We start from the raw sequence: 20,789 nt of genomic DNA, 5'->3' as shown, positions 1-20,789 counted from the left end.
TAATATATCTTTGAGATACATAAATTGAAAGGTTATAAAGACTTTACATAACTTGTCCACCAGTAACATTTATAGATTGACCTGTACAGTATTCAGCTTCCTTGGAAGCATAAAATGTAAGCATATTTGCAACATCTATAAATCTACAACCTCTTTTTAGAGGTACTTTATCTATATAAACTTGCTTAACTTCTGATTCAGGTATCCCCAATTTTACTGCATATTGAGGAATTAAACTTTCAAACATATCAGAATCAAGTAAATTTCCAAGCATCAATGCATTTACAGTTATCTTATGTTCTGCCAAATCTAATGCTAAACTTTGAGTAAGACCTACTCCAGCAAATTTACCTGCTGAATATCCTGAATTATGCTTACTACCTACTCTACCTGATTTTGAATTTATCTGTATTATTCTACCTTCAATACCTTTTGATATCATGACCTTAGATACTTCCCTTGCAAATAGAAAGTACCCATTTAAATTTACATCTACAATAAATTTAAAATCTCTATATCCAAAGTCGGTTATTTTTTTACTTACAGCTACTCCTGCATTGTATACCAACAAATCAATCCTATCAAAATCATTTTCAATCTTTTTAACAGTACTTATAACCTGTTCTTCATCAGTGGCATTACAGCTATATCCTATGGATTTACAATCAAATTCTTTTTCTATTTCTTCAGCTACTTTTTTTGCATTATCTTCATTTAAATCTGCAATAGCAACATTATAACCTACTTTAGCTAGATGTTTAGATAAAAACTCTCCTAAACTTCTTCCGCCTCCAACTACTAAAGCTACTTTTCTCATTTTAATTTCCCCTTTTATATCACATTAAAAGTTAACCCGATTAGCTAAATTGACTTTTACCTATAATTTACTTATAATATGATTAGATTAGTTTTAAATTTTATTTTCTAATTATTTTTAGTATAGTACCTACGCCAATAGGTGCTATTTCTTTTTCTTCAAGATATAAGGTCCCTCCAATTGCTCCTTCTTTCTCACCTGTAAACTTAAATGTTATATGACCTAATTCTGAAAGATTTTGATTTACTAACTCACCAACAGAAGTAATTTTATAATCAACATTATTTATTGATAACACATCATTCGTAAGTATTTCTTTTACTAAATTATTTTCAGAATGTATATAACAGTAATTTTCTAATTCTTGAGGAGCATTATCCTTGAAAGTTACAAACATATTATGTTCTAAAAATTCATTTGCATTGTCTCCTATTTTATTTATTCGGGTACTGTATATTAATTCCATATCAACTGAACCTCTCTCTAATTATTTATAAAGTATTCTTTTATTTATATAATCCAAAGCTTGCTAACCATGCCAGTAGAACAGTTGGCGCACCTGTTAAAAATCTAGAATATAAAACTGATGGAACTCCTACTTGAACTGTATCAGGTTCAGCTTCTGCGAGACCAAGCCCTACTGGTATAAAGTCACATGCTGCCTGCGAATTTATTGCAAACAATGCTGGCAATGCTAAACTTGGTGGAATATTTCCCTTTCCTATTTCTGTCCCAACCAATACCCCTACTATTTGAGCTATAACGGCTCCTGGTCCAAGAAATGGTGATAGCAACGGAAATGAACATATTATTGATAAAACAACTAGCCCTCCAACATTTCCTATTAGTGGAGTAAGTAAGTTGGCCACCCAATTTCCTACGCCTGATTGATTTATTATACCTATTAGTACGGCAACGAAAGCCATAAAAGGCAATATAGTGTGTATTAATGTATCTATAGTATCTCTACCAGCTTGAAAAAGAGTGCTTGTCACATTACCTAGTGCTATACCTATTTTTGCGACAATTCCTTGACTCTGTTCACTTATCTTCTTTTTAGTATCATAAGCCATATTTTTTCCCTCCTACATCCACAATTATACTTGCTCTACATTGTTTGGTTTTACCCCTGAAACATATATATCTTCTTTTATAAACATTGCTAATGGTCCACTTTTACCTGTTTTCATTATGTTTATAGTTGGTATTTTCTTTTGAGGATATATACCACATCTCAATGTACCACCACAATTTATTATTACACATGCTATTTCATCATCTTTGACACCCTGTGAAAATCCATCTATTAATTCACACCCTGTAAGTTCAGCTATTCTTACGGCAGTTTCTGGTTTTGCTCCTCCAGTTACATACACTACCTTATTTTTCTTTTCTGTTGGCTCTATTATCAATGGTCCACCCCATCCTCCAGAACCTTTTACTATTTTAACTTTATTAAATGACATACAAATTCTCCTCCTATATACACTATTTTTGTATTTTATTTATTCTCTTCATCTAAATTGTATCTATTTCTTTTTTAATGCCCTTATTTTAAATTCTTTAATACTATTATTTATTTTCTTTCACTTGATAATAACTTTCTTATATTTTATATGTAATTTTCTTAACTTAATTAGTTCAGTTACTACTCAAAATAGTTTGCTTGTTATATATGATAATTTACTTACCACTTAGAATAATTTAATTATTCCTTAAAATAATTATCCAATATTTATATCTGAATTTAATGATATTCCTTGTTGCTTCTCTACAAATTTTGTTGTATAGTCAGTAACCACACCTTTAATAAAGTTTGCAATTATACCAACCAACAAATATCTAACTGCTAAATCTGCTGTTGAAAATCCTAAAGTTGTTATACCATTTGCAATTCCTAGATATATAAATAGCTCCCCTGGATTAATGTGTGGGAATAATCCATTCATTGTATGACATGAAAAACTCGCTGCTGCAAAATAACTAGGTTTAAACTTCTCTGGTAAAAATCTTCCAAGTGATAATGTCATTGGATTTGCAAATACAAATGTACCAAGTACTGGTAATATTAAATATCTAGTAAATATATTTGCAGAACATTTTTTTGCAAGCTTCTCGACTCTATCTGTACCTATAAAGTTGATAATTGCATTCATTGTAACCAATAAAGCTACTAAAAGTGGAACTATATCTGTTACAAATCCTACAAATTGTTGACCACCTGCCCTAAATAAATTCATAAAACTGTCTGCACCACTTGCTAATACTTGAAAAAATTGTGTCATATTAACTCCTCCTTATAAATATATATTTTTAAACTACTTCCATCTTACATTCTTCATCAGTACTAATATTATTTGTGTTCTCACATCTATTTTTCTCAAATGTTGTGTACTGTTTGACTGCATCTAGTATTGCCTTTTTAAGTAGTTTATTATAAGCAACTAAATCTGATTCCTTTAGGTCTCCTAAGTCTTTTCCTAAAAGTCCTTCAAATACTTTTACTCTTGCTAATACTGTAACACCTTGCATTTTTCTAGTTTCAACAATCACACCATCCGCATCTATGAGTATTAGTACAATTGTACCTGATGATATTCTTCCTTTTTTTCTTCCTATTGCAACTCTACCTCTTCTTTTTAGTTCAATATAATTTTTATTAAAATCTTTAAGCTGTAAGTATCCAAGAAAAATGTTTAATAAATAAACTGCAATAAGTGATACTATAATAAAAATTACTGGGTCCATATTATTACCTCCTCTTAGTAATTATTTTATAAAATTCATCAAATGATTTTACTTTAGCAAGAGCTTCTACCATTTTCTTGTCTCTCCCTATTTCAAGTACCTCTTCATAACTTTTTATTATCAAATCTGTACTTTCTACATTCCTATCTGGAATTATCATTAATATTATTATTCTAATTTCCTTTGTATCCCAAACTACTGGATTTTCTAATATACCAAATGCCAGATAAAGATTTTCTCCATTAGAACTAACTGAATGAGGTAATGCTATGTAATTATCTAATGCTGTAGAAGACTTCTTTTCTCTTTTTAATACATTTTCCTTAAACTCCAAATCAATAATACCTTTATGTACTAGCTTTACTAACATTTCTTCTAAATTTTCCATAAATGTGTCCTTATTCAGTATAAAAAACTTATCTTCTTCAACTAACTTACCTATAAAAGGAATGTTCTTTTCAATATGCTTTATAGATTTAAGATTTATACTATTTTTCAAGAGTATGGCATTCTCTATTTCTTTTTTTATACTTTCTTCATTAAATAAGGCATTTACTCTGAAAATTGGAACATTTAAGTCCGTCTTAAAATCTACTGTTGTAAATACTAGGTCATAGTACTTTAATAACTCCAGATTGGATTTAGCTTCTATGTCAGAAAAGGTATTTACTTCAACACTTTCTCCAAGAATTTTTCCTATTTTTATCCTAATAAGTTGTGCAGTTCCAAGACCTGTACCACAAACAACAGCTACTCTGTTTACATTCAAAATTTTCCTTGAATTTTTTTCAAAATAACTTCCAAAGTGTAATGCTATGTATCCTATTTCATGGTCACATATCTTTAAATCAAACTTTTCTTCAATTATCATTGCAGCTATCTTTGCAACACTATATGGAAATGTATATCTTTCCTTTATTTCTTGCAATAATGGATTTTTTACTCGTATGTTAAATCTCATTCTATTAAGTGCAAAATACAAATGATATTCTAAATTTTCTATAAGCTTCTTATCTTCTTTAAAATCAATTCCAGATGTCTCCAATAGAAAACTAGTTACTTCATCTACAACTTCTTTTACACTATCATTTATCTTTATGCTGCTAAGTGCTAACTTTGTACTAGGAGCTTTTCTACCTATTAATGGCATTGTTAAAAATATGGTTTCTTTTTCATTTAAAACTATATTAAATATATTTTCCAACAAAGATTTAAGTTTTAATCCTAAAATATATTCATCTGAACATCTTATGACTTCAAACCTCTTATCTATCTTTTCAAATTTATATCCATTTAGATTTCTTAATACAGATATTATTATGTATCTTTCAACATCCTTTAAGACCTGCTCTGTTATATAGAGTTCTTCTTGATTAAATAAATTTTTTAATCCATCTCTAAGACATTCAATATCACTATCTTTAATAACACTTATGTGATTAACGTTTTCCAGTATATCAATATAATTTTCATATAACCTATCAAGGACTAGTAACCTTATATCCATTTCTTCGCCAACTAAAATCATTCCTATATTGGGCTTTCTTTTTAGCTCCAAATCGTACTCAGCTAAAATCTTATCTGCCTTTTTTAAATCCTTTATTAATGTTGTTCTCCCTATACATATCTCTTCAGCCAAGTCATCTATAGTAATTGGATTGTTAGTCATAGTTAAAATATCAAGAACATAATTTATTCTTTCTTCAGGTGAATTTAAATTTATAAAATTTGATGCCTTTCCTCTATTGAAATTTACAATCTCAATTAATTTACTTTCATCTTCAATTCTTATACTATATGTACCTTTTTCGTTTTTAACTATTTTAGCAATGCCATCTTTTAGTTCTCGATTAATCTGGTTTATATAATTTCTGATAGTCCTAGTACTAACACCTATAACATTTGAAAACTGTTCTAGAGTATTTGTATCTTCTTTCAACACCATTTCCAAAATCAAAAAAACCCTAGGGTCCATATAAGTCATTGACATCTTTTTCTCCCCTTTGTTATCTTACATTTTTTATTATAATCTAAACCATATAGATAATTAATATTCTCTTTTTCAAATAAGATTTGAAAAAGAGGAACTAATATACATTTTTTCACAACACTCTGGAAAAGTGTATATTAACATGTTAAATCTCATTCTCAAATGAAAATCATATATCAATTTTTATTTTCTTATAGATTTTATTTTTTTCTTATATCTATTAAGTTAAGTCATAAATTAATTTTAAAATGTTCCTCACAATAATATTATATAAAACAATAAAAGCCTTATGTTGTTAACTATCACAGATTTCACACATCTGTTTTGAAAACACATTAGGCTTTTTAAATATTCAATATATTATTTTATATATTTTATAATTATATTTTTACATGCTATAAATTATTTTTTCTTTTTATTTGCTTTTTCTATATTAATCTTATTACCTTTTATCTTAATATCTTTCATCTTTTCAATTACTGTCTTAGCATCTTTTTTAGGTATTTCAACAAAAGTATACTTATCATATATATCTATAGTTCCTACTACTTTACCTGGTATTCCAACTTCTCCAGCTATAGCACCAACTATATCCTTAGCTTGTACTCTTTGATTTCTACCAATATTGATAAATAATCTAATCATACCATCTTTAGCTCCAGTACCACCTTTTCTATCTCCGCGTTCTCCACGCTCTCTTCTAGGTTTTTCTTCTATTATTTCTTCCTTCATTTCTTCACCTAGAGATAACTTAACAAGTGCAGCAGCTATATCAACCATTGCATAGTCTTCATCATTACAGAAGCTTTCTAACCATTGTAGCTGTTTAGTTAAATGTCCTTCTTCGATAGTTTGTTTAACTTGTGCAAAGAAAGTACCTACTTTTTTCTCTTCAACATCAGTTATTGTTGGTATGTTATGTTTTATCAATTTAGATTTAGTATATCTTTCTATATCTTTCATCTTTCTCATTTCTTTTCCAAATACAAAAGTAAATGACATACCTTCTCTACCAGCACGACCAGTTCTACCAATTCTATGAACATAGTACTCTTCATCTTGTGGTAAATCATAATTGAATACACATTCAACATCATCAACATCTATACCTCTAGCTGCAACATCAGTAGCAACAAGTATATCTATTGTACCATTTCTAAACTTATCCATTACTATATCTCTTTGAGTCTGCTTCAAATCTCCATGTAATGCATCTGCAAAATATCCTCTTGCTTGTAAATCTCCTACTAATTCATCTGCTTTTCTCTTAGTGTTACAGAAAACAACAGATAATTTAGGGTCATATACATCAACTAATCTACATAATACTTCTAATTTATTTGATGACCTAGTTTCTATATAGTATTGTTTTGTATTTGAAACTGTAAGTTCTTTTCTAACAACTTTTATGTGTTCTGGGTCTTTTTGATATCTCTTAGTTAATTCCAAAATTCCTCTTGGCATAGTAGCTGAAAAGAAAGTTGTTTGTCTTTCTTCTGGAATCTTACTTAAAATCATTTCTATATCTTCTCTAAATCCCATATCTAGCATTTCATCTGCTTCATCTAATATAATCATTTTTACATTATCCATCTTTAATGTTTTACGATTGATATGGTCTATTGTACGTCCTGGTGTACCTATTACAACTTGTACTCCACTCTTTAGAGATTTTATTTGTCTATCTATTGGTTGTCCACCATATATAGGTAATGTCTTTATTCCGTGCGAATATTTAGCTAGTTTTCTTATTTCTGTCGATACTTGTATTGCAAGCTCTCTTGTTGGACAAAGTACTACAGCTTGTAAACTTCTATTATTTGGGTCTATTGTTTCTAGTATAGGTATACTAAAAGCTGCTGTTTTCCCCGTACCAGTTTGTGCTTGTCCTATAACGTCTTTACCTGACAAAATCGCAGGTATAGACTGTGCTTGTATAGGAGATGGCTCTTCAAACCCCATTTCAGCTATAGCTTTTTTTATTCCTTCACTTATTGGTAAATCTTCAAACTTTGTTATATTCATATATTATTCCTCTCCGTTATCAATTAATCTTAACCTATCCATTATATACTTTTTTAGGATATTCTGCAATTAATATTTTTAACAGTATTATTAAATAATATACATGAAATACAAAATTGATATGTATAGAAAATATGTAAATAACATCAATATCCCTTGTATTCTACTAAGTCTGTTTGATTTAAGCGTTGGTACTATTACTATTAATAATAACAATATCATAAATGGTATATCCAACTGCCTATTTTGAGATAATATTGGTATGTTATTTGGTATTGCTGATACAGCTATTACTGATACTATGTTCAATATGTTTGCACCTAAAATATTTCCTACTGATATTTCATGATGATTTTTTCTTATAGCAGTAATTGATGAAACTATCTCTGGCAGAGAAGTTCCAAGTGCTATTATAGTTAAACTTACTATACCTTGAGGTATATTTAAAAAACTAGCTATTCTTACTCCACTCTCTATAAGTATTTGTGAACCAATTATCATCATTATCAAACCAGTAGCAAAAACTAATAGTATTTTTACAATTTCTGCTACAGAAAAACCTCTAAAATTCTTACTCTTTTTAGCAGGTATATCTTTAATAGTATTATTTTTAATATTTCTATTTTTAGTAGATTTTCCAACTACACTTCTATAATTATTAACCATATAAAAGATTAATATTATTATAAGTAATAACGAATCACCTCTTGTTATAACTCCATCTAATCCCAATAAAATTAAAACTATTACAGATACTATTAATAGTAAAGACTTAGAAAAAAACATTTTTTTATCTACATTATATGGACTTATAAAAACAACCAATCCTAATGCTAACCCTGTATTACATATTATAGAACCAACTGCATTTCCTAAACTCATTGTAGTGTGACCATCAATAGAAGCAAGTAAAGATACTGTAAACTCAGGTAATGTTGTTGCAAAACTAACGATAGTTGCTCCAAGTATAATTTCTGATATGTTCGTTTTTCTACCTATCTCTACAGTACAATTTATAAAAATATCTGCGCCTTTAGTAATTAATAGGAAACCTACTAAAAATAATATCACTGTGATAAACAATATATCACCTCCCCCTATTAAATAAATATTCAAATTGTGAAGATGTATGCTTTTCTTTTTTTCATAATAAAATTTATTTATTTCGAATTTGGAATTGGAAAAATATATTATTGTTAATTAGTCATTTATCTGTTTCATTTTATTTATATATGGGTATAATTTCATCACATTAATAACATATAATTTGTTTTATACTTTAAAACGACAATTTTTATTTTTTTGTGTATACAGGATACGTATAATATGTTATTATTATATTAGAAAATATATTTTTTAAAAAATATATAAAATAAATTAAGTATATAAAAATTAATTTTAATAGTATTATTTATCATTTAAATCTAAGGAGGAAATACTTAATGAATGCATGGCAAGGATTTAAAACAGGAAGATGGACTAAAGAAGTAAATGTTAGAGAGTTTATACAATTAAACTATTCTCCATATGAAGGAAATGACTCTTTCTTAGCTGGTGCTACTGAAAACACTAAAAAGCTATGGGATAAAGCAATGGTTTTATTTAAAAAAGAAAGAGAAAATGGTGGTACTTTAGATGTTGATACAAAAACTGTTTCTGGAATAGCAGCATATGCTCCAGGATATTTAGATAAAGGATTAGAAACAATAGTTGGGTTACAAACGGATGCCCCTTTAAAAAGAGCTGTTATGCCATATGGTGGTATAAAAATGGTTGAGAATTCATGCGATGCTTTTGGATATGAATTAGACCCAGAAATAAAAGATATATTCACTAAATACAGAAAAACACACAATCAAGGAGTTTTTGATGTTTACACTCCAGAAATGAGAGCTGCTAGAAAATCTGGTATAATAACAGGTCTTCCAGATGCTTATGGTAGAGGTAGAATAATTGGTGACTATAGAAGAGTTGCTTTATACGGTATTGATGCCTTAATAGAAGATAAAAATAAGCAAAAGGAATCATTAGAAGTTTCTTGCATGGATGAGGAAGTTATCAGACTAAGAGAGGAAATAACTGAGCAAATATCAGCTTTAAATGAACTTAAAAAGATGGCTCAGTCTTATGGATTTGATATATCAAAACCAGCAACTAACTCAAAAGAAGCTGTACAATGGTTATACTTTGGTTATTTAGGTGCTGTTAAAGACCAAAATGGTGCTGCAATGTCTTTAGGTAGAACATCTACTTTCTTAGATATATACTTTGAAAGAGACTTAAAAGCTGGAATAGTAACAGAAGAAGAATTACAAGAATATATGGACCATTTTGTTATGAAATTAAGAATGGTTAAATTCCTAAGAACTCCTGATTACAATAATCTATTCTCTGGAGACCCAACTTGGGTAACTGAGTGTATAGGAGGTATGGGAATAGATGGTAGAACATTAGTTACTAAAAACTCATTTAGAATGTTAAATACTCTATATACATTAGGACCTTCTCCAGAACCAAACTTAACGGTATTATGGTCAACTAAGTTGCCTCAAGGATTCAAAGATTTCTGTTCTAAAGTATCTATAGATACAAGTTCAGTACAGTATGAAAATGATGACTTAATGAGAGCATACTGGGGAGATGACTATGGTATAGCTTGTTGTGTATCTGCAATGAAAATTGGTAAACAAATGCAGTTCTTTGGAGCTAGAGTTAACTTAGCAAAAACTTTATTATATGCTATAAATGGTGGTATAGATGAGAAATCTGGTGCTCAAGTTGGACCAAGATTTGAGCCTATAACTTCTGAGTACTTAGATTATGATGAAGTTATAAGTAAATTTGAACCATTCACTGATTGGTTAGCAACATTATATGTAAATACTTTAAATGTAATACACTACATGCATGATAAATATTCTTATGAAGCATTAGAAATGGCATTACATGATAGAGATATATTTAGAACTATGGCTTGTGGTATGGCTGGATTATCAGTTTGTGCAGACTCATTATCTGCTATAAAACATGCTAAAGTTAAAACTATTAGAAATGAGCAAGGAATAGCTGTTGATTTTGAAATAGAAGGAGATTATCCAAAATACGGAAACAATGATGACAGAGTTGATAGTATAGCTGTAGAGTTAGTTGAAAGCTTTATGAACAAAATAAGAAAAAATAAAACTTATAGAAATTCTTATCCAACTCAATCTATACTTACAATAACTTCAAATGTTGTTTATGGTAAGAAAACTGGTAATACACCAGATGGTAGAAGAGCTGGTGCTCCATTTGCTCCTGGTGCTAACCCAATGCATGGTAGAGATACTAATGGTGCCTTAGCTTCATTATCTTCAGTTGCTAAATTACCATATGAGCATGCTCAAGACGGTATATCTAATACTTTCTCTATAGTACCAGCTGCTTTAGGAAAAGATATGAATGAAAGAATAAACAATCTTTCTGCAATGATGGATGGATACTTCTCTCAAAATGCTCATCACTTAAATGTAAATGTATTTGATAGAGCTACTTTAGAAGATGCTATGGAACATCCAGAAGAATATCCACAGTTAACTATAAGAGTATCTGGATATGCTGTTAACTTCATAAAATTAACAAAAGAGCAACAATTAGATGTTATAAACAGAACATTCCACGGTAAAATGGCTTAGTCTTTAAATTTTTATACTTTAACTAAGATTACTACTGTGTAGAAAATAAAAATAAAAGGCCGTCTTATATTTGAATTATTTCTGGTATAGGATGGCCTTTTTTAGACAAATATTATAACTATTAATAAAGTCATTAAAATATATTGTGAGGTGAACTCTATGATTAAGGGAAAGATACACTCTATAGAAACGTTTGGTACTGTAGATGGACCAGGAATAAGATATATATTATTTTTTCAGGGATGTCCCCTTAGATGCAAGTACTGCCATAACAGAGATACATGGGATACTAAATCAGGCAAAGAATATACAGTTGATGAGATAATAACTGATGCTCTTAAATATACTTCTTTTATGAAGTTTTCTGGTGGAGGTATAACTGCTTCTGGTGGAGAATCTACTCTTCAGCCAGAATTTTTAAGTGAATTATTTAAAAAAGCCAAAGAAAATGATATACACACTTGTTTGGATACATCTGGATTTGTAGATATAAAAACTATAGACCCAATTTTAGATAATACTGATTTAGTTTTACTTGATTTAAAACATATGGTTGAAGAAAAATCTATTGATTTGACTGGTGTTGGTATGGATAAAGCTTTAAAACTTGCTAGACACTTAGACTCAAGAAATATCCCTGTTTGGATAAGACATGTTTTAGTTCCTGGTATTACTGATGATACAGATAACCTAGAAAAACTAGGTCAATTTGTAGCTACATTAAAAAATGTAGAAAGATTTGAATTACTACCATACCATTCTATGGGGATACACAAATGGGAGAATTTAGGCATTGATTATGAACTAAAAGATGTTCCTGATGCTACTAAGGAAGATATAAAAAAAGCAAGTGAGACAATCTCTAAATTTGGAGTAAAAGTATATAATAGTTAATATATATTAATATCTATAGATAACACAATAAAATAGGGTAAAGTATAAGTTTCTTAAGAATTTATACCTTACCCTATTTTAATATATTATTATATTGTTTTCTGTATACTACTTTAATAATTGAAGTCTATAAAATTCAGATGCACTTACAGGTCTTCCAAATAAAAATCCTTGAATAATATCTACACCTAGACCCTTTACTATATCATACTCTTCATAAGACTCTATACCCTCAACACAAACTTTTAAGTTGATTATATGAGCCAATTTAATAATATATTCAAGGAAAGTATGTTCATAACTATTATATGTAATATTCTTAACAAAACTTCTTTCAATCTTTATTATATTAACAGACAGTTCTTTAAGGTAATTTAAAGATGAATATCCAGTACCAAAATCATCAATTGCAATATGTACTCCTATGCTCTTTAAACTAATAAACTTATCATTTAGTAAATTTATATCTGGTATCCAACAATTCTCTGTCAATTCCAAAATTAAAAATTCAGGTCTTAATTGATACTCTATTAGACATTCAACTATAAAATCTCTAAAAAAATCTTCTTTTAATTGAATGTATGATACATTTACAGATATCTTGAAATCTGGATTTATTTTATGCCATTCTTTACACTGTTTTACAGCTTCTTTTATAATCCACTTCCCCACCGGTATAATCAAATTGCTTTGTTCCAAGATTGGTATAAATTCAATAGGAGATACTTCTCCATAAGTACTTGAATGCCATCTTAAAAGTGCTTCTGCTCCTATTACTTCTCTTGTAGTTGCATCTATTTGTGGCTGAAAAAATAGTTCAAGGTCATTAAAGTTATTTTCAATACATTCTCTTAGCTTGTGTTGCATTGAAATTACTTTTAGTTTATTTTCATATAGTTCTGGTGAAAAAAACTTAATTCTGTTTTTACCATTTATTTTTGCTATATCTAGTGCGATATCAGCATGTTTAAATAAGTCCAAATAATTATCTCCATCTTCTGGATACATAGCAACCCCCGCAGTTACTGTGCAATAATACTTATTTGATTCAATCTCATGTTGAGTATTCGTATACATCTGTATCTTTTCATAGATTTTATTTATAGTTTCTTTAGTACACATAGGGTAAAAAAATGCAAATTCATCTCCATCTAATCTATACAATCGAACATCTTTTGGTAGATATTCTAACACTTCAGTAGCAATTGCACGCAAGACCTTGTCACCATAAGAGTGTCCATATTTTTCATTTATATTTTTGAAATTATCTATATCCATAATAAATATAGCTCCACTTTCATAGGTCTTATCTTTTATGATATAATTCATCCAGTACTCAAACTGTTCTCTATTCCATGTTCCAGTGATAGAATCAAACTTATTTTTTTCACCAATATTCTTTATTCTTCCAACCAAAACTATAGTTTTTTTATCTTCTGATATGTAAGCCTTCCCTCTACAAGAAATCCATACTACTTCTTCATATTTATTAATTAATCTATATTCTAAATTATGTTCATCTTTTTTTCTATCTACTAAAGCTTGTATATCATCTTTCCACATTTGAACATCGTCTGGATAAACAATTTTACTCCAACAATTTACTACATCAGAATCTATATCTCTACTTAAGTTAAATTCATCAAAAACTGCTGAAGAAATTTTAAATTTATTTCTATTTATATCCCAAAAAAATATATAGTCTTCTGTACTTTGAGACAAAAGTTCAAAGAAAATTTCTATATGATTTAAATTTAAATAGTTCGATTCTTCGCTCATCTTTTCCCCCTACAATATAAGTAATATAGTAATATTATAACCCTACTTATAATAAAAATAATTTTAAAGTAGGGTTATAGTTTACAGTTGGTGTAATTTGTCAATAAAATATTATTATCTAAATTATTCTATTTTCTATTTCTTTTATCTCATTGTTTCTATAGTAAATACATTCATAAGCTATCATAATAGTATTGACTTATATCAAAATATTTTTCTAAATAAGTCTAGTAAGAATATTATTTAAATCACATTTATATGTTCTAAGATACGTACTATTAGTTATTATTTATTCTTACTGATTTAATAAAAAATAGCTTAGAATATGACTATAAAATATACTTAAAGCATCAATATTTTTTAATTAAAATCATATTTTTATTATAATTACCATTATTTTTTACTTCCAATAGTTTCCATTTGTTATAAAAGGGTTTTTTTTTATGCTTCGAAAAAACAAAAAATATTATATCTACAAACCAATCTAAAAAATTTTTCATTTCTAATAAATAAGTATAAATCAAAAAAATGAAATTAAACTTAAAAACAATAAAATATTTACAAATTTGATTGTTAATTAAGAACATTTTCTTTGAAAAATTCTGTATAAAATAGAAAAAAACTGCTAGTTTTTTCAATAGTAACTTTTTTATAACTAAGGGTTACTTTCATCTTATTTTAACATTCTTTTTTCTTCATTTCAATATTTTGCTATTTATTTCCAAAATATTATAAATCGTTTATTTACATTTTTCGTCTTTATAATTTTTATTTTATATGCTTAAACTAATAAATTTACATTACCATTTCTTCATTTATAAATATAAAATAATAAAAAATAAGACTAAAAATAATTTTTTTTATTTTCAGCCTTATGTTATCTTTTTTAATCATATAAATTTATATAGCTATTTAATTAATCAAATAGTCTAAACTCTAGAAACTTTATAAATTACATCTCTAGCCTTTGGTAGATTTCCATTTGGAACACCTACAGCAATAGCAAATGGTACAGAATATCCTTCTGGTATATCTAGTAATTCTCTATATTTTTTATTTGTATCAAACTTCATCTTTATTGAGTCTGATTCTTTTACATCATTGTCATCCAATACACTAACAAGACCTACAATATCCCCTTGTTCAACAGGTGTAAATAGTCCCCTAACCATTCCTATTATACAGCTTCCTAGTCCTAATGCTTGTGCAGCTGTTGTTATATTCCCTGTAAGTATTCCTACATCATATGGAGCCCATGAATTTTCTTCATCATAAGAGATAAATAAAACTGTTGGTGCACCATAAAATAATTTAAAATTCTTATTTATCTCAACATTACTAACTTCATGAATTCTAGATAGAGTATCATCACTAATCTCTTTTAAAAGTTTCTGTTCTTGCACAACACTTATATGCCAAGGTTGCTTATTACATCCTGAAGGTGCTGCAAATGCACAATGTAACAATGTATCTAATTGTTTGTCTGTAATTTGGTCTGTTGTAAATTTTCGTATACTTCTACGGCTTTGTATCAAGTTTATTGTTTGATTATCTTGAAAATTATTCATATATCTATTCCCCTTTTTATGTATTTCTTAGTATAAATACTAAATCTTCAGAAAATTAATTTTATAATTAAATTTCCTCATACTCTTATTATAATTATTTTTGGTTTACATGTGAAGGATTTAAAGTACAAACTCTTTAACATATTTTAATAAGAAATTCAAATAAGAAACTGGTATTAATTATTTATAGAAAACATTCTTTCCTATAGTTTAATTAATACCAGATTAATAAAATGTGCTATATTAATTTAAAGGACCCCAACCAACTTTAGTATGAATCTCTGTTTTTACAGATGTAGCTGTATCTGTATCAATATCCCATGACCTACCTGCAACAGAAATACCATTTTTGCCTTTATACCATCTACCTTCATCATAATCGTAAACTAAGGATGTATACCAATTACCTGAAGTTGAATTATTTGCAAATACAACTACAGTGGCATCAGATTTAGTAGGATTATATGTGTATGGTTGTATAAACAACTTCTCCTTACTTAAATCATACTTTTTCTTAAATTCATCTGGAATTGTAGGCCAACCATTTTTATATTTATTAGCTAACAAATAATTTCTAAAATCATCATTACCCTTTGAAACACTTGATATTATAGAAGAATCTTCTGCAAATGATGCAATCAAATCTGTCATACTTTGATGTACATCTCTAGCCATCTCAACACCATCTGGATGTTCTGTACAAGTAACATACACCTTTGCAATACTTTCATCTCCAGTTATTCCATCATAACCATCATCAAATTCTGCTGAATATGTTCCACCTGATTTACACTTTGGCTCTGTTTCAAAATATTTTCCATCTTTATTTTTTAACACATCTTTTATAATTTCATTCTTGTCTTTACTTGGTTCCTCAGCCATTGCAATAACAATTTGAGTCTTTATATTTTCTCTATTTGAAAGACATGTAACTGCCTTACTTTTTTCTATATTTCTAAATAGTGCCGGAACTGCGACTATAACTAAAATTCCTATTATAGATATAACTACCAATAATTCAATTAGTGTAAAACCCTTTTTATTCATAATAATCATTCCCATTAAATAAAATTATAGTACTTACTTTAAAATACTACATATTAACAAATTGTCTACATAGAGTTCTTCCAACAAAAACTCCTAAAATACTTAATGTTAAATTTAAGAATATATTTAATCCAAATAACATATAATTGCCACTATCAAAAAACTTTACATTCTCAAAACTAAATGTAGAAAATGTAGTAAGACCTCCCATTAGACCAGTTACTAAGAACAATTTCAAACTATCAGAAATATAATTTGTTCTTATACTCATTTCCATGATAAAACCAATTAAAACTCCACCCATGACATTGACAATTAGAGTCCCAAATGGAAACTTAGCTACTGCAAATCTTAAAGATATTAAATATCTTAATATAGCACCCAAAAATCCACCAATACCAACACACAATATATTAATCATATATAACCCTCCCCCAAGAGGCTAATCACTTATACATTAAAACTCTATGTCTTCAACCTCTATTTTATCAATCGCATCCTGTACTAATCCTTCAATGTCAAGTGCTGTTTCAGATTTTTCTATCTTTTCTAACCTAGGCTTAGTAACAGGTTTTCTAGGAGAAAATACGCTACAACAATCTTCTTCAGGAATTATAGATGTTTCAAAAGTTCCTATTTTTTTAGCTATATCAACTATATCTGATTTATCCATTGCTATAAGTGGTCTAAATACTGGTAAATCTACAACAGCATTAGTACAAGTAAGCCCTTGTATAGTTTGAGATGCAACCTGACCAATACTTTCGCCTGTAATTAAAGCATCACAATGTCTTTTTTCAGAAAGCCTCTGTGCTATTCTCATCATAAATCTTCTTGAAAGAATAGTAGCTTCTTCTTCATTACAATTCTCACCGATTGCCTTTTGTATTTCTAATATGTTAACTTTATGAAGTCTTACTCTACCACAATACTTTGCTAATATTTTGGCTAAATCTTTAACTTTTTCCTGTGACCTTTCACTTGTAAATGGATAACTATGGAAGTGTATTGCTTCTACTTCCATACCTCTTTTTGCAACCATCCATGTTGCTACTGGACTATCTATACCCCCTGATAAGAGAGACATTGCTCTACCATTTGTTCCAAGCGGTAATCCACCATATCCAGGTATAGTATCACTATAGACCATGGTATGGAACTCTCTGTATTCGCATTTTATTTTAACTTCTGGATTTCTTACATCAACATCAATCTTATCTCCTACCTTTGATAATAAGTATCCACCTATATCCATACTCATTTCTTGAGAAGTCAATCTAAAAGATTTATCTCCTCTTCTTGACTCTACTTTAAAAGTTTTATATCCAGCTTCTATTTTTTCTTCTAACATTTCTAAAGCTATTTCTTTTAATGTATCATAATCTTTTTTAGCTCTTACTCCAGGACATACTCCCACTATTCCAAATACTTTTCTAACTTCTTCAATTACTTCTTCATAATCATAATCTTCTAAATCAACATATATTCTTCCATATTCTTTATATACATTAAATTTGCCAATTGGCTTTAACATATTTCTTATATTCCTTATAAGTCTATTTTCAAATATATATCTATTTTTTCCTTTTACTCCAATTTCGCCATACTTCACTATTAATATATTATACACTATTTCACCTCTTAAACTAATTTATTATCATTATTTATACTGTATTCTTTACTTCCTTTTCATTATTGACCTTAAGTCGCAAATTGATTCTTTCAATACTTCTACCGCTTCTGATATTTCTTCTTCTGTATTCATATCAGATAAGCTAAATCTTATTGTCCCATTTATTTCTTCATTTGTAAGACCTATGGCATTTAAAACATGGCTACCCTTCTTCTTAGACGAGCATGCAGAGCCAGTTGATACATAAATACCTTTTTGCTCTAAATAATGAAGTAACACTTCTCCTTTTGTCCCTCTAAATGATATATTTAATATATGACATACACCATCTTCTGGAGAATTAATTTTTATATCTTCTATATTATCAATTATTTTATTTTTAAATGTATCTTTTAAGTTATTTACTTTTAAAATAACTGCATCTAAATCTTTATTTAGTATTCTGACAGCTTCTCCAAGCCCATATATCCCAGGTACATTTTCTGTTCCAGACCTAATACCAATCTCTTGTCCTCCACCTGTTAGCATAGGTTTAAGACGATTATTTTCTTTTATATACATAAATCCAATTCCTTTTGGACCATGAAATTTATGTGCACTCACACTCATAAAATCTATATTGTATTTAGATGGTCTAAAATTGATTTTCCCATATGACTGAATAGCATCTACATGAAAATATATCTTTTCTTTTAAAGATTTCAAATACTTTCCGACTTCATCTATTGGCTGTATAGTTCCTATTTCATTGTTAACATGCATCATACTTACTAAACATGTAGTTAACTTTATTGCATTCTTTAAATCTTCTATATTTATCTTTCCATCTTCTCCGACCTCTAAGTAAGTTACTTCAAAACCATCTTCTTCTAAATCTTTCAATGTATTTAAAACAGAAGGATGTTCTATATTAGTAGATATTATATGATTTTTTCGCTTTTTATTTAGATTTGCAATTCCTCTTATTATAGTATTATTACATTCTGTACCACCTGATGTAAAATAAATCTCCTTTTCTTTCGCTCCTAGAGATTTCGCTATAACTTTTCTTACTTCTTTTATTCCTTTTTCAACTTCTACACCTTTTCTATGAACAGAAGAAGGATTTCCATAATCCGTACTAAGTGCATAAACCATTTTATCTATAACTTCTTGATAAGGTTTTGTAGTTGCGCTATTGTCTAAGTATATTTCCAACTTAATTACACCTACCTTTATTTAAAATCTTCAACTCTAACTATTATACCACTAATTATAGTATTTTTTTTGTTAATCTTTATTAAAAAGACAATCTTAAATTTACAAAATATTCTTTCATAAAAAATTAGTTTTTTCACTTTATTATAAAATTTTATAGTAAAATATAATATACTTATACTATATCCTACAAAAATACGTTATAAAATACAATATATGATAAAATAATATATTATATAAAATAAATACATTATATTATACATATGCTTATTTTTACTATAAAAGTTATTTTTATAAGCTTACTTGTTATAAAAATAACTTTTATAATTTATATCAAAAAAAATATTGATTTTTGTGTCGCATTTTGTTATAATAAATTAAGGTTATCCCCCTGGTAACCCTAGTTAGTTAATATATCTATTCCCAATACCCTTTCATAAGGATATATTTTATATTTATTAAAAATCGGATTGATAACGGAAATTGATTCGGTGGAAAAAAAGAGCTTACCCCGAGCTCTTTTTTTCTGCGAAAATTTAGCAAAATGAGATTAATATTAATTTTATTTTAAACTTATATTAATAATCATAAAAAAAGGATGTATTGAGTTTCTAATATCAATAACATCCTTTTTTATATATTATAACACTTTTGCTAAGAATGATTTAGTTCTTTCATGTTTTGGATTTCCAAAAACTTCTTCTGGAGTATTATCTTCTAGTACACTTCCTCCATCTATAAAAATAACTCTATCTGCAACTTCCTTTGCAAATCCCATTTCATGGGTTACAATCGCCATTGTCATCCCTTCTTTGGCAAGCTCTTTTATAACATCCAAAACCTCATTTACCATTTCTGGGTCAAGAGCTGATGTTGGCTCATCAAATAACATCATATCTGGTTCCATAGCAAGGGCTCTAGCTATTGCTATTCTCTGCTTTTGTCCTCCAGATAATTGTGATGGATAGGAATCTTTTTTGTCTAAAAGACCAACTCTACTTAACAAAACTTCTGCTTTTTTTTCTGCTTCTTCTTTTGTCATCTTTTTTAATTTAATTGGTGCCAATGTTATATTATCTAAAATAGTCTTATGTGGGAATAAATTAAAGTTTTGAAACACCATACCTATATTTTGTCTAATTTCATCAATATTAGTTTTTTTATCAACCAAATTTTTTCCTTCAAATATTATCTCTCCACCTGTAGGTATTTCTAGTAAATTCATACATCTAAGAAGTGTACTTTTACCAGAACCACTAGGACCTACTATAACCATTATTTCACCTTTAGCGATTTCTAAGTCTATATTTTTTAATACATTTAAATCTCCAAAAGATTTACTTAAATTTTTTATTGTAATCATATTATCACTTTCCTTTTTACTATTCTATGTTTTCCCTAAATGCTAAACATGCCC

Annotated in this window: 17 protein-coding genes and 1 pseudogene; 2 read left to right on the top strand and 16 right to left on the bottom strand. The window is 28.3% G+C overall.

The features are described from left to right. Positions 1-43 precede the first annotated feature (43 nt). The 9 genes and pseudogenes from srlD to ACTG48_RS04410 form a co-directional block, all read right to left on the bottom strand. Complete coding sequence (srlD, locus tag ACTG48_RS04450; protein WP_479918234.1) at positions 44-817, bottom strand: sorbitol-6-phosphate dehydrogenase; 774 nt, start codon at positions 815-817, stop codon at positions 44-46. Positions 818-917: 100 nt separating this feature from the next. Next, positions 918-1,283, bottom strand: coding sequence for a PTS glucitol/sorbitol transporter subunit IIA (locus ACTG48_RS04445; protein WP_021383629.1), 366 nt, complete (start codon positions 1,281-1,283; stop codon positions 918-920). A 40-nt stretch (positions 1,284-1,323) separates the two neighbouring features. After that, positions 1,324-1,743: a PTS glucitol/sorbitol transporter subunit IIB gene (locus ACTG48_RS04440; protein ID WP_407813854.1), complete on the bottom strand. Its 420-nt coding sequence runs from the start codon at positions 1,741-1,743 to the stop codon at positions 1,324-1,326. Positions 1,744-1,830: 87 nt separating this feature from the next. Then, positions 1,831-2,283 (bottom strand): annotated as a pseudogene (locus ACTG48_RS04435) (PTS glucitol/sorbitol transporter subunit IIB); the annotation flags it as partial. Positions 2,284-2,541: 258 nt separating this feature from the next. Next, positions 2,542-3,102: a PTS glucitol/sorbitol transporter subunit IIC gene (srlA, locus tag ACTG48_RS04430; RefSeq protein ID WP_021383626.1), complete on the bottom strand. Its 561-nt coding sequence runs from the start codon at positions 3,100-3,102 to the stop codon at positions 2,542-2,544. Positions 3,103-3,130: 28 nt separating this feature from the next. Then, complete coding sequence (locus ACTG48_RS04425) at positions 3,131-3,565, bottom strand: transcriptional regulator GutM (RefSeq protein WP_479918233.1); 435 nt, start codon at positions 3,563-3,565, stop codon at positions 3,131-3,133. Between the two features lie 4 nt (positions 3,566-3,569). Further along, a complete protein-coding gene (locus ACTG48_RS04420; protein WP_479918232.1) occupies positions 3,570-5,555 on the bottom strand; it encodes a BglG family transcription antiterminator in 1,986 nt (661 codons plus the stop codon). Between the two features lie 402 nt (positions 5,556-5,957). Beyond that, positions 5,958-7,580 carry a DEAD/DEAH box helicase gene (locus tag ACTG48_RS04415; RefSeq protein WP_021383561.1) on the bottom strand — a complete coding sequence of 541 codons (1,623 nt, stop codon included), beginning with the start codon at positions 7,578-7,580 and terminating at the stop codon, positions 5,958-5,960. A 90-nt stretch (positions 7,581-7,670) separates the two neighbouring features. Next, positions 7,671-8,663, bottom strand: a complete 993-nt coding sequence (locus ACTG48_RS04410) for a calcium/sodium antiporter (RefSeq protein ID WP_021383562.1) — start codon at positions 8,661-8,663, stop codon at positions 7,671-7,673. 359 nt (positions 8,664-9,022) lie between these two features. On the opposite strand from ACTG48_RS04410, the gene pflB reads away from it, so the two are divergent. Both pflB and pflA read left to right on the top strand, forming a co-directional pair. Then, positions 9,023-11,254 (top strand): formate C-acetyltransferase, encoded by a 2,232-nt coding sequence (gene pflB, locus ACTG48_RS04405; RefSeq protein WP_021383554.1) that lies wholly within the window; start codon positions 9,023-9,025, stop codon positions 11,252-11,254. Positions 11,255-11,413: 159 nt separating this feature from the next. After that, positions 11,414-12,148, top strand: coding sequence for a pyruvate formate-lyase-activating protein (pflA, locus tag ACTG48_RS04400; RefSeq protein ID WP_479918231.1), 735 nt, complete (start codon positions 11,414-11,416; stop codon positions 12,146-12,148). A gap of 108 nt (positions 12,149-12,256) precedes the next feature. Here pflA and ACTG48_RS04395 read toward each other — a convergent pair whose 3' ends face one another. From ACTG48_RS04395 to ACTG48_RS04365, 7 genes are all read right to left on the bottom strand, one after another. After that, positions 12,257-13,927, bottom strand: coding sequence for a bifunctional diguanylate cyclase/phosphodiesterase (locus tag ACTG48_RS04395; protein ID WP_479918230.1), 1,671 nt, complete (start codon positions 13,925-13,927; stop codon positions 12,257-12,259). A gap of 929 nt (positions 13,928-14,856) precedes the next feature. Continuing rightward, the gene (locus ACTG48_RS04390) at positions 14,857-15,495 is read right to left on the bottom strand and encodes a nitroreductase (RefSeq protein ID WP_021383564.1); all 639 of its coding nucleotides are present in this window, start codon (positions 15,493-15,495) and stop codon (positions 14,857-14,859) included. Between the two features lie 243 nt (positions 15,496-15,738). Further along, positions 15,739-16,542: a prepilin-type N-terminal cleavage/methylation domain-containing protein gene (locus ACTG48_RS04385; RefSeq protein ID WP_479918229.1), complete on the bottom strand. Its 804-nt coding sequence runs from the start codon at positions 16,540-16,542 to the stop codon at positions 15,739-15,741. 46 nt (positions 16,543-16,588) lie between these two features. Further along, on the bottom strand, positions 16,589-16,963 hold the full coding sequence (crcB, locus tag ACTG48_RS04380; protein WP_479918228.1) for a fluoride efflux transporter CrcB: 375 nt from the start codon (positions 16,961-16,963) through the stop codon (positions 16,589-16,591). A 36-nt stretch (positions 16,964-16,999) separates the two neighbouring features. After that, entirely contained in the window at positions 17,000-18,172 is a 1,173-nt protein-coding gene (thiI, locus tag ACTG48_RS04375; protein ID WP_479918227.1) for a tRNA uracil 4-sulfurtransferase ThiI, read from the bottom strand. A gap of 48 nt (positions 18,173-18,220) precedes the next feature. Continuing rightward, a complete protein-coding gene (locus ACTG48_RS04370) occupies positions 18,221-19,372 on the bottom strand; it encodes a cysteine desulfurase family protein (RefSeq protein WP_479918226.1) in 1,152 nt (383 codons plus the stop codon). Between the two features lie 640 nt (positions 19,373-20,012). Then, the gene (locus ACTG48_RS04365; protein ID WP_021383543.1) at positions 20,013-20,735 is read right to left on the bottom strand and encodes an amino acid ABC transporter ATP-binding protein; all 723 of its coding nucleotides are present in this window, start codon (positions 20,733-20,735) and stop codon (positions 20,013-20,015) included. Between the last annotated feature and the right edge of the window lie 54 nt (positions 20,736-20,789).

Source organism: Clostridioides sp. LIBA-6822, assembly GCF_056688955.1.
This window is presented reverse-complemented; position numbering and strand designations above follow the sequence as displayed.

Excerpts from the sequence above, each read along its gene's own strand:
- srlD (WP_479918234.1), bottom strand. The coding sequence starts at position 817 with ATGAGAAAAGTAGCTTTAGTAGTTGGAGGCGGAAGAAGTTTAGGAGAG.
- ACTG48_RS04445 (WP_021383629.1), bottom strand. The coding sequence starts at position 1,283 with ATGGAATTAATATACAGTACCCGAATAAATAAAATAGGAGACAATGCA.
- ACTG48_RS04440 (WP_407813854.1), bottom strand. The coding sequence starts at position 1,743 with ATGGCTTTCGTTGCCGTACTAATAGGTATAATAAATCAATCAGGCGTA.
- srlA (WP_021383626.1), bottom strand. The coding sequence starts at position 3,102 with ATGACACAATTTTTTCAAGTATTAGCAAGTGGTGCAGACAGTTTTATG.
- ACTG48_RS04425 (WP_479918233.1), bottom strand. The coding sequence starts at position 3,565 with ATGGACCCAGTAATTTTTATTATAGTATCACTTATTGCAGTTTATTTA.
- ACTG48_RS04420 (WP_479918232.1), bottom strand. The coding sequence starts at position 5,555 with ATGTCAATGACTTATATGGACCCTAGGGTTTTTTTGATTTTGGAAATG.
- ACTG48_RS04415 (WP_021383561.1), bottom strand. The coding sequence starts at position 7,580 with ATGAATATAACAAAGTTTGAAGATTTACCAATAAGTGAAGGAATAAAA.
- pflB (WP_021383554.1), top strand. The coding sequence starts at position 9,023 with ATGAATGCATGGCAAGGATTTAAAACAGGAAGATGGACTAAAGAAGTA.
- pflA (WP_479918231.1), top strand. The coding sequence starts at position 11,414 with ATGATTAAGGGAAAGATACACTCTATAGAAACGTTTGGTACTGTAGAT.
- ACTG48_RS04395 (WP_479918230.1), bottom strand. The coding sequence starts at position 13,927 with ATGAGCGAAGAATCGAACTATTTAAATTTAAATCATATAGAAATTTTC.
- ACTG48_RS04390 (WP_021383564.1), bottom strand. The coding sequence starts at position 15,495 with ATGAATAATTTTCAAGATAATCAAACAATAAACTTGATACAAAGCCGT.
- ACTG48_RS04385 (WP_479918229.1), bottom strand. The coding sequence starts at position 16,542 with ATGAATAAAAAGGGTTTTACACTAATTGAATTATTGGTAGTTATATCT.
- crcB (WP_479918228.1), bottom strand. The coding sequence starts at position 16,963 with ATGATTAATATATTGTGTGTTGGTATTGGTGGATTTTTGGGTGCTATA.
- ACTG48_RS04365 (WP_021383543.1), bottom strand. The coding sequence starts at position 20,735 with ATGATTACAATAAAAAATTTAAGTAAATCTTTTGGAGATTTAAATGTA.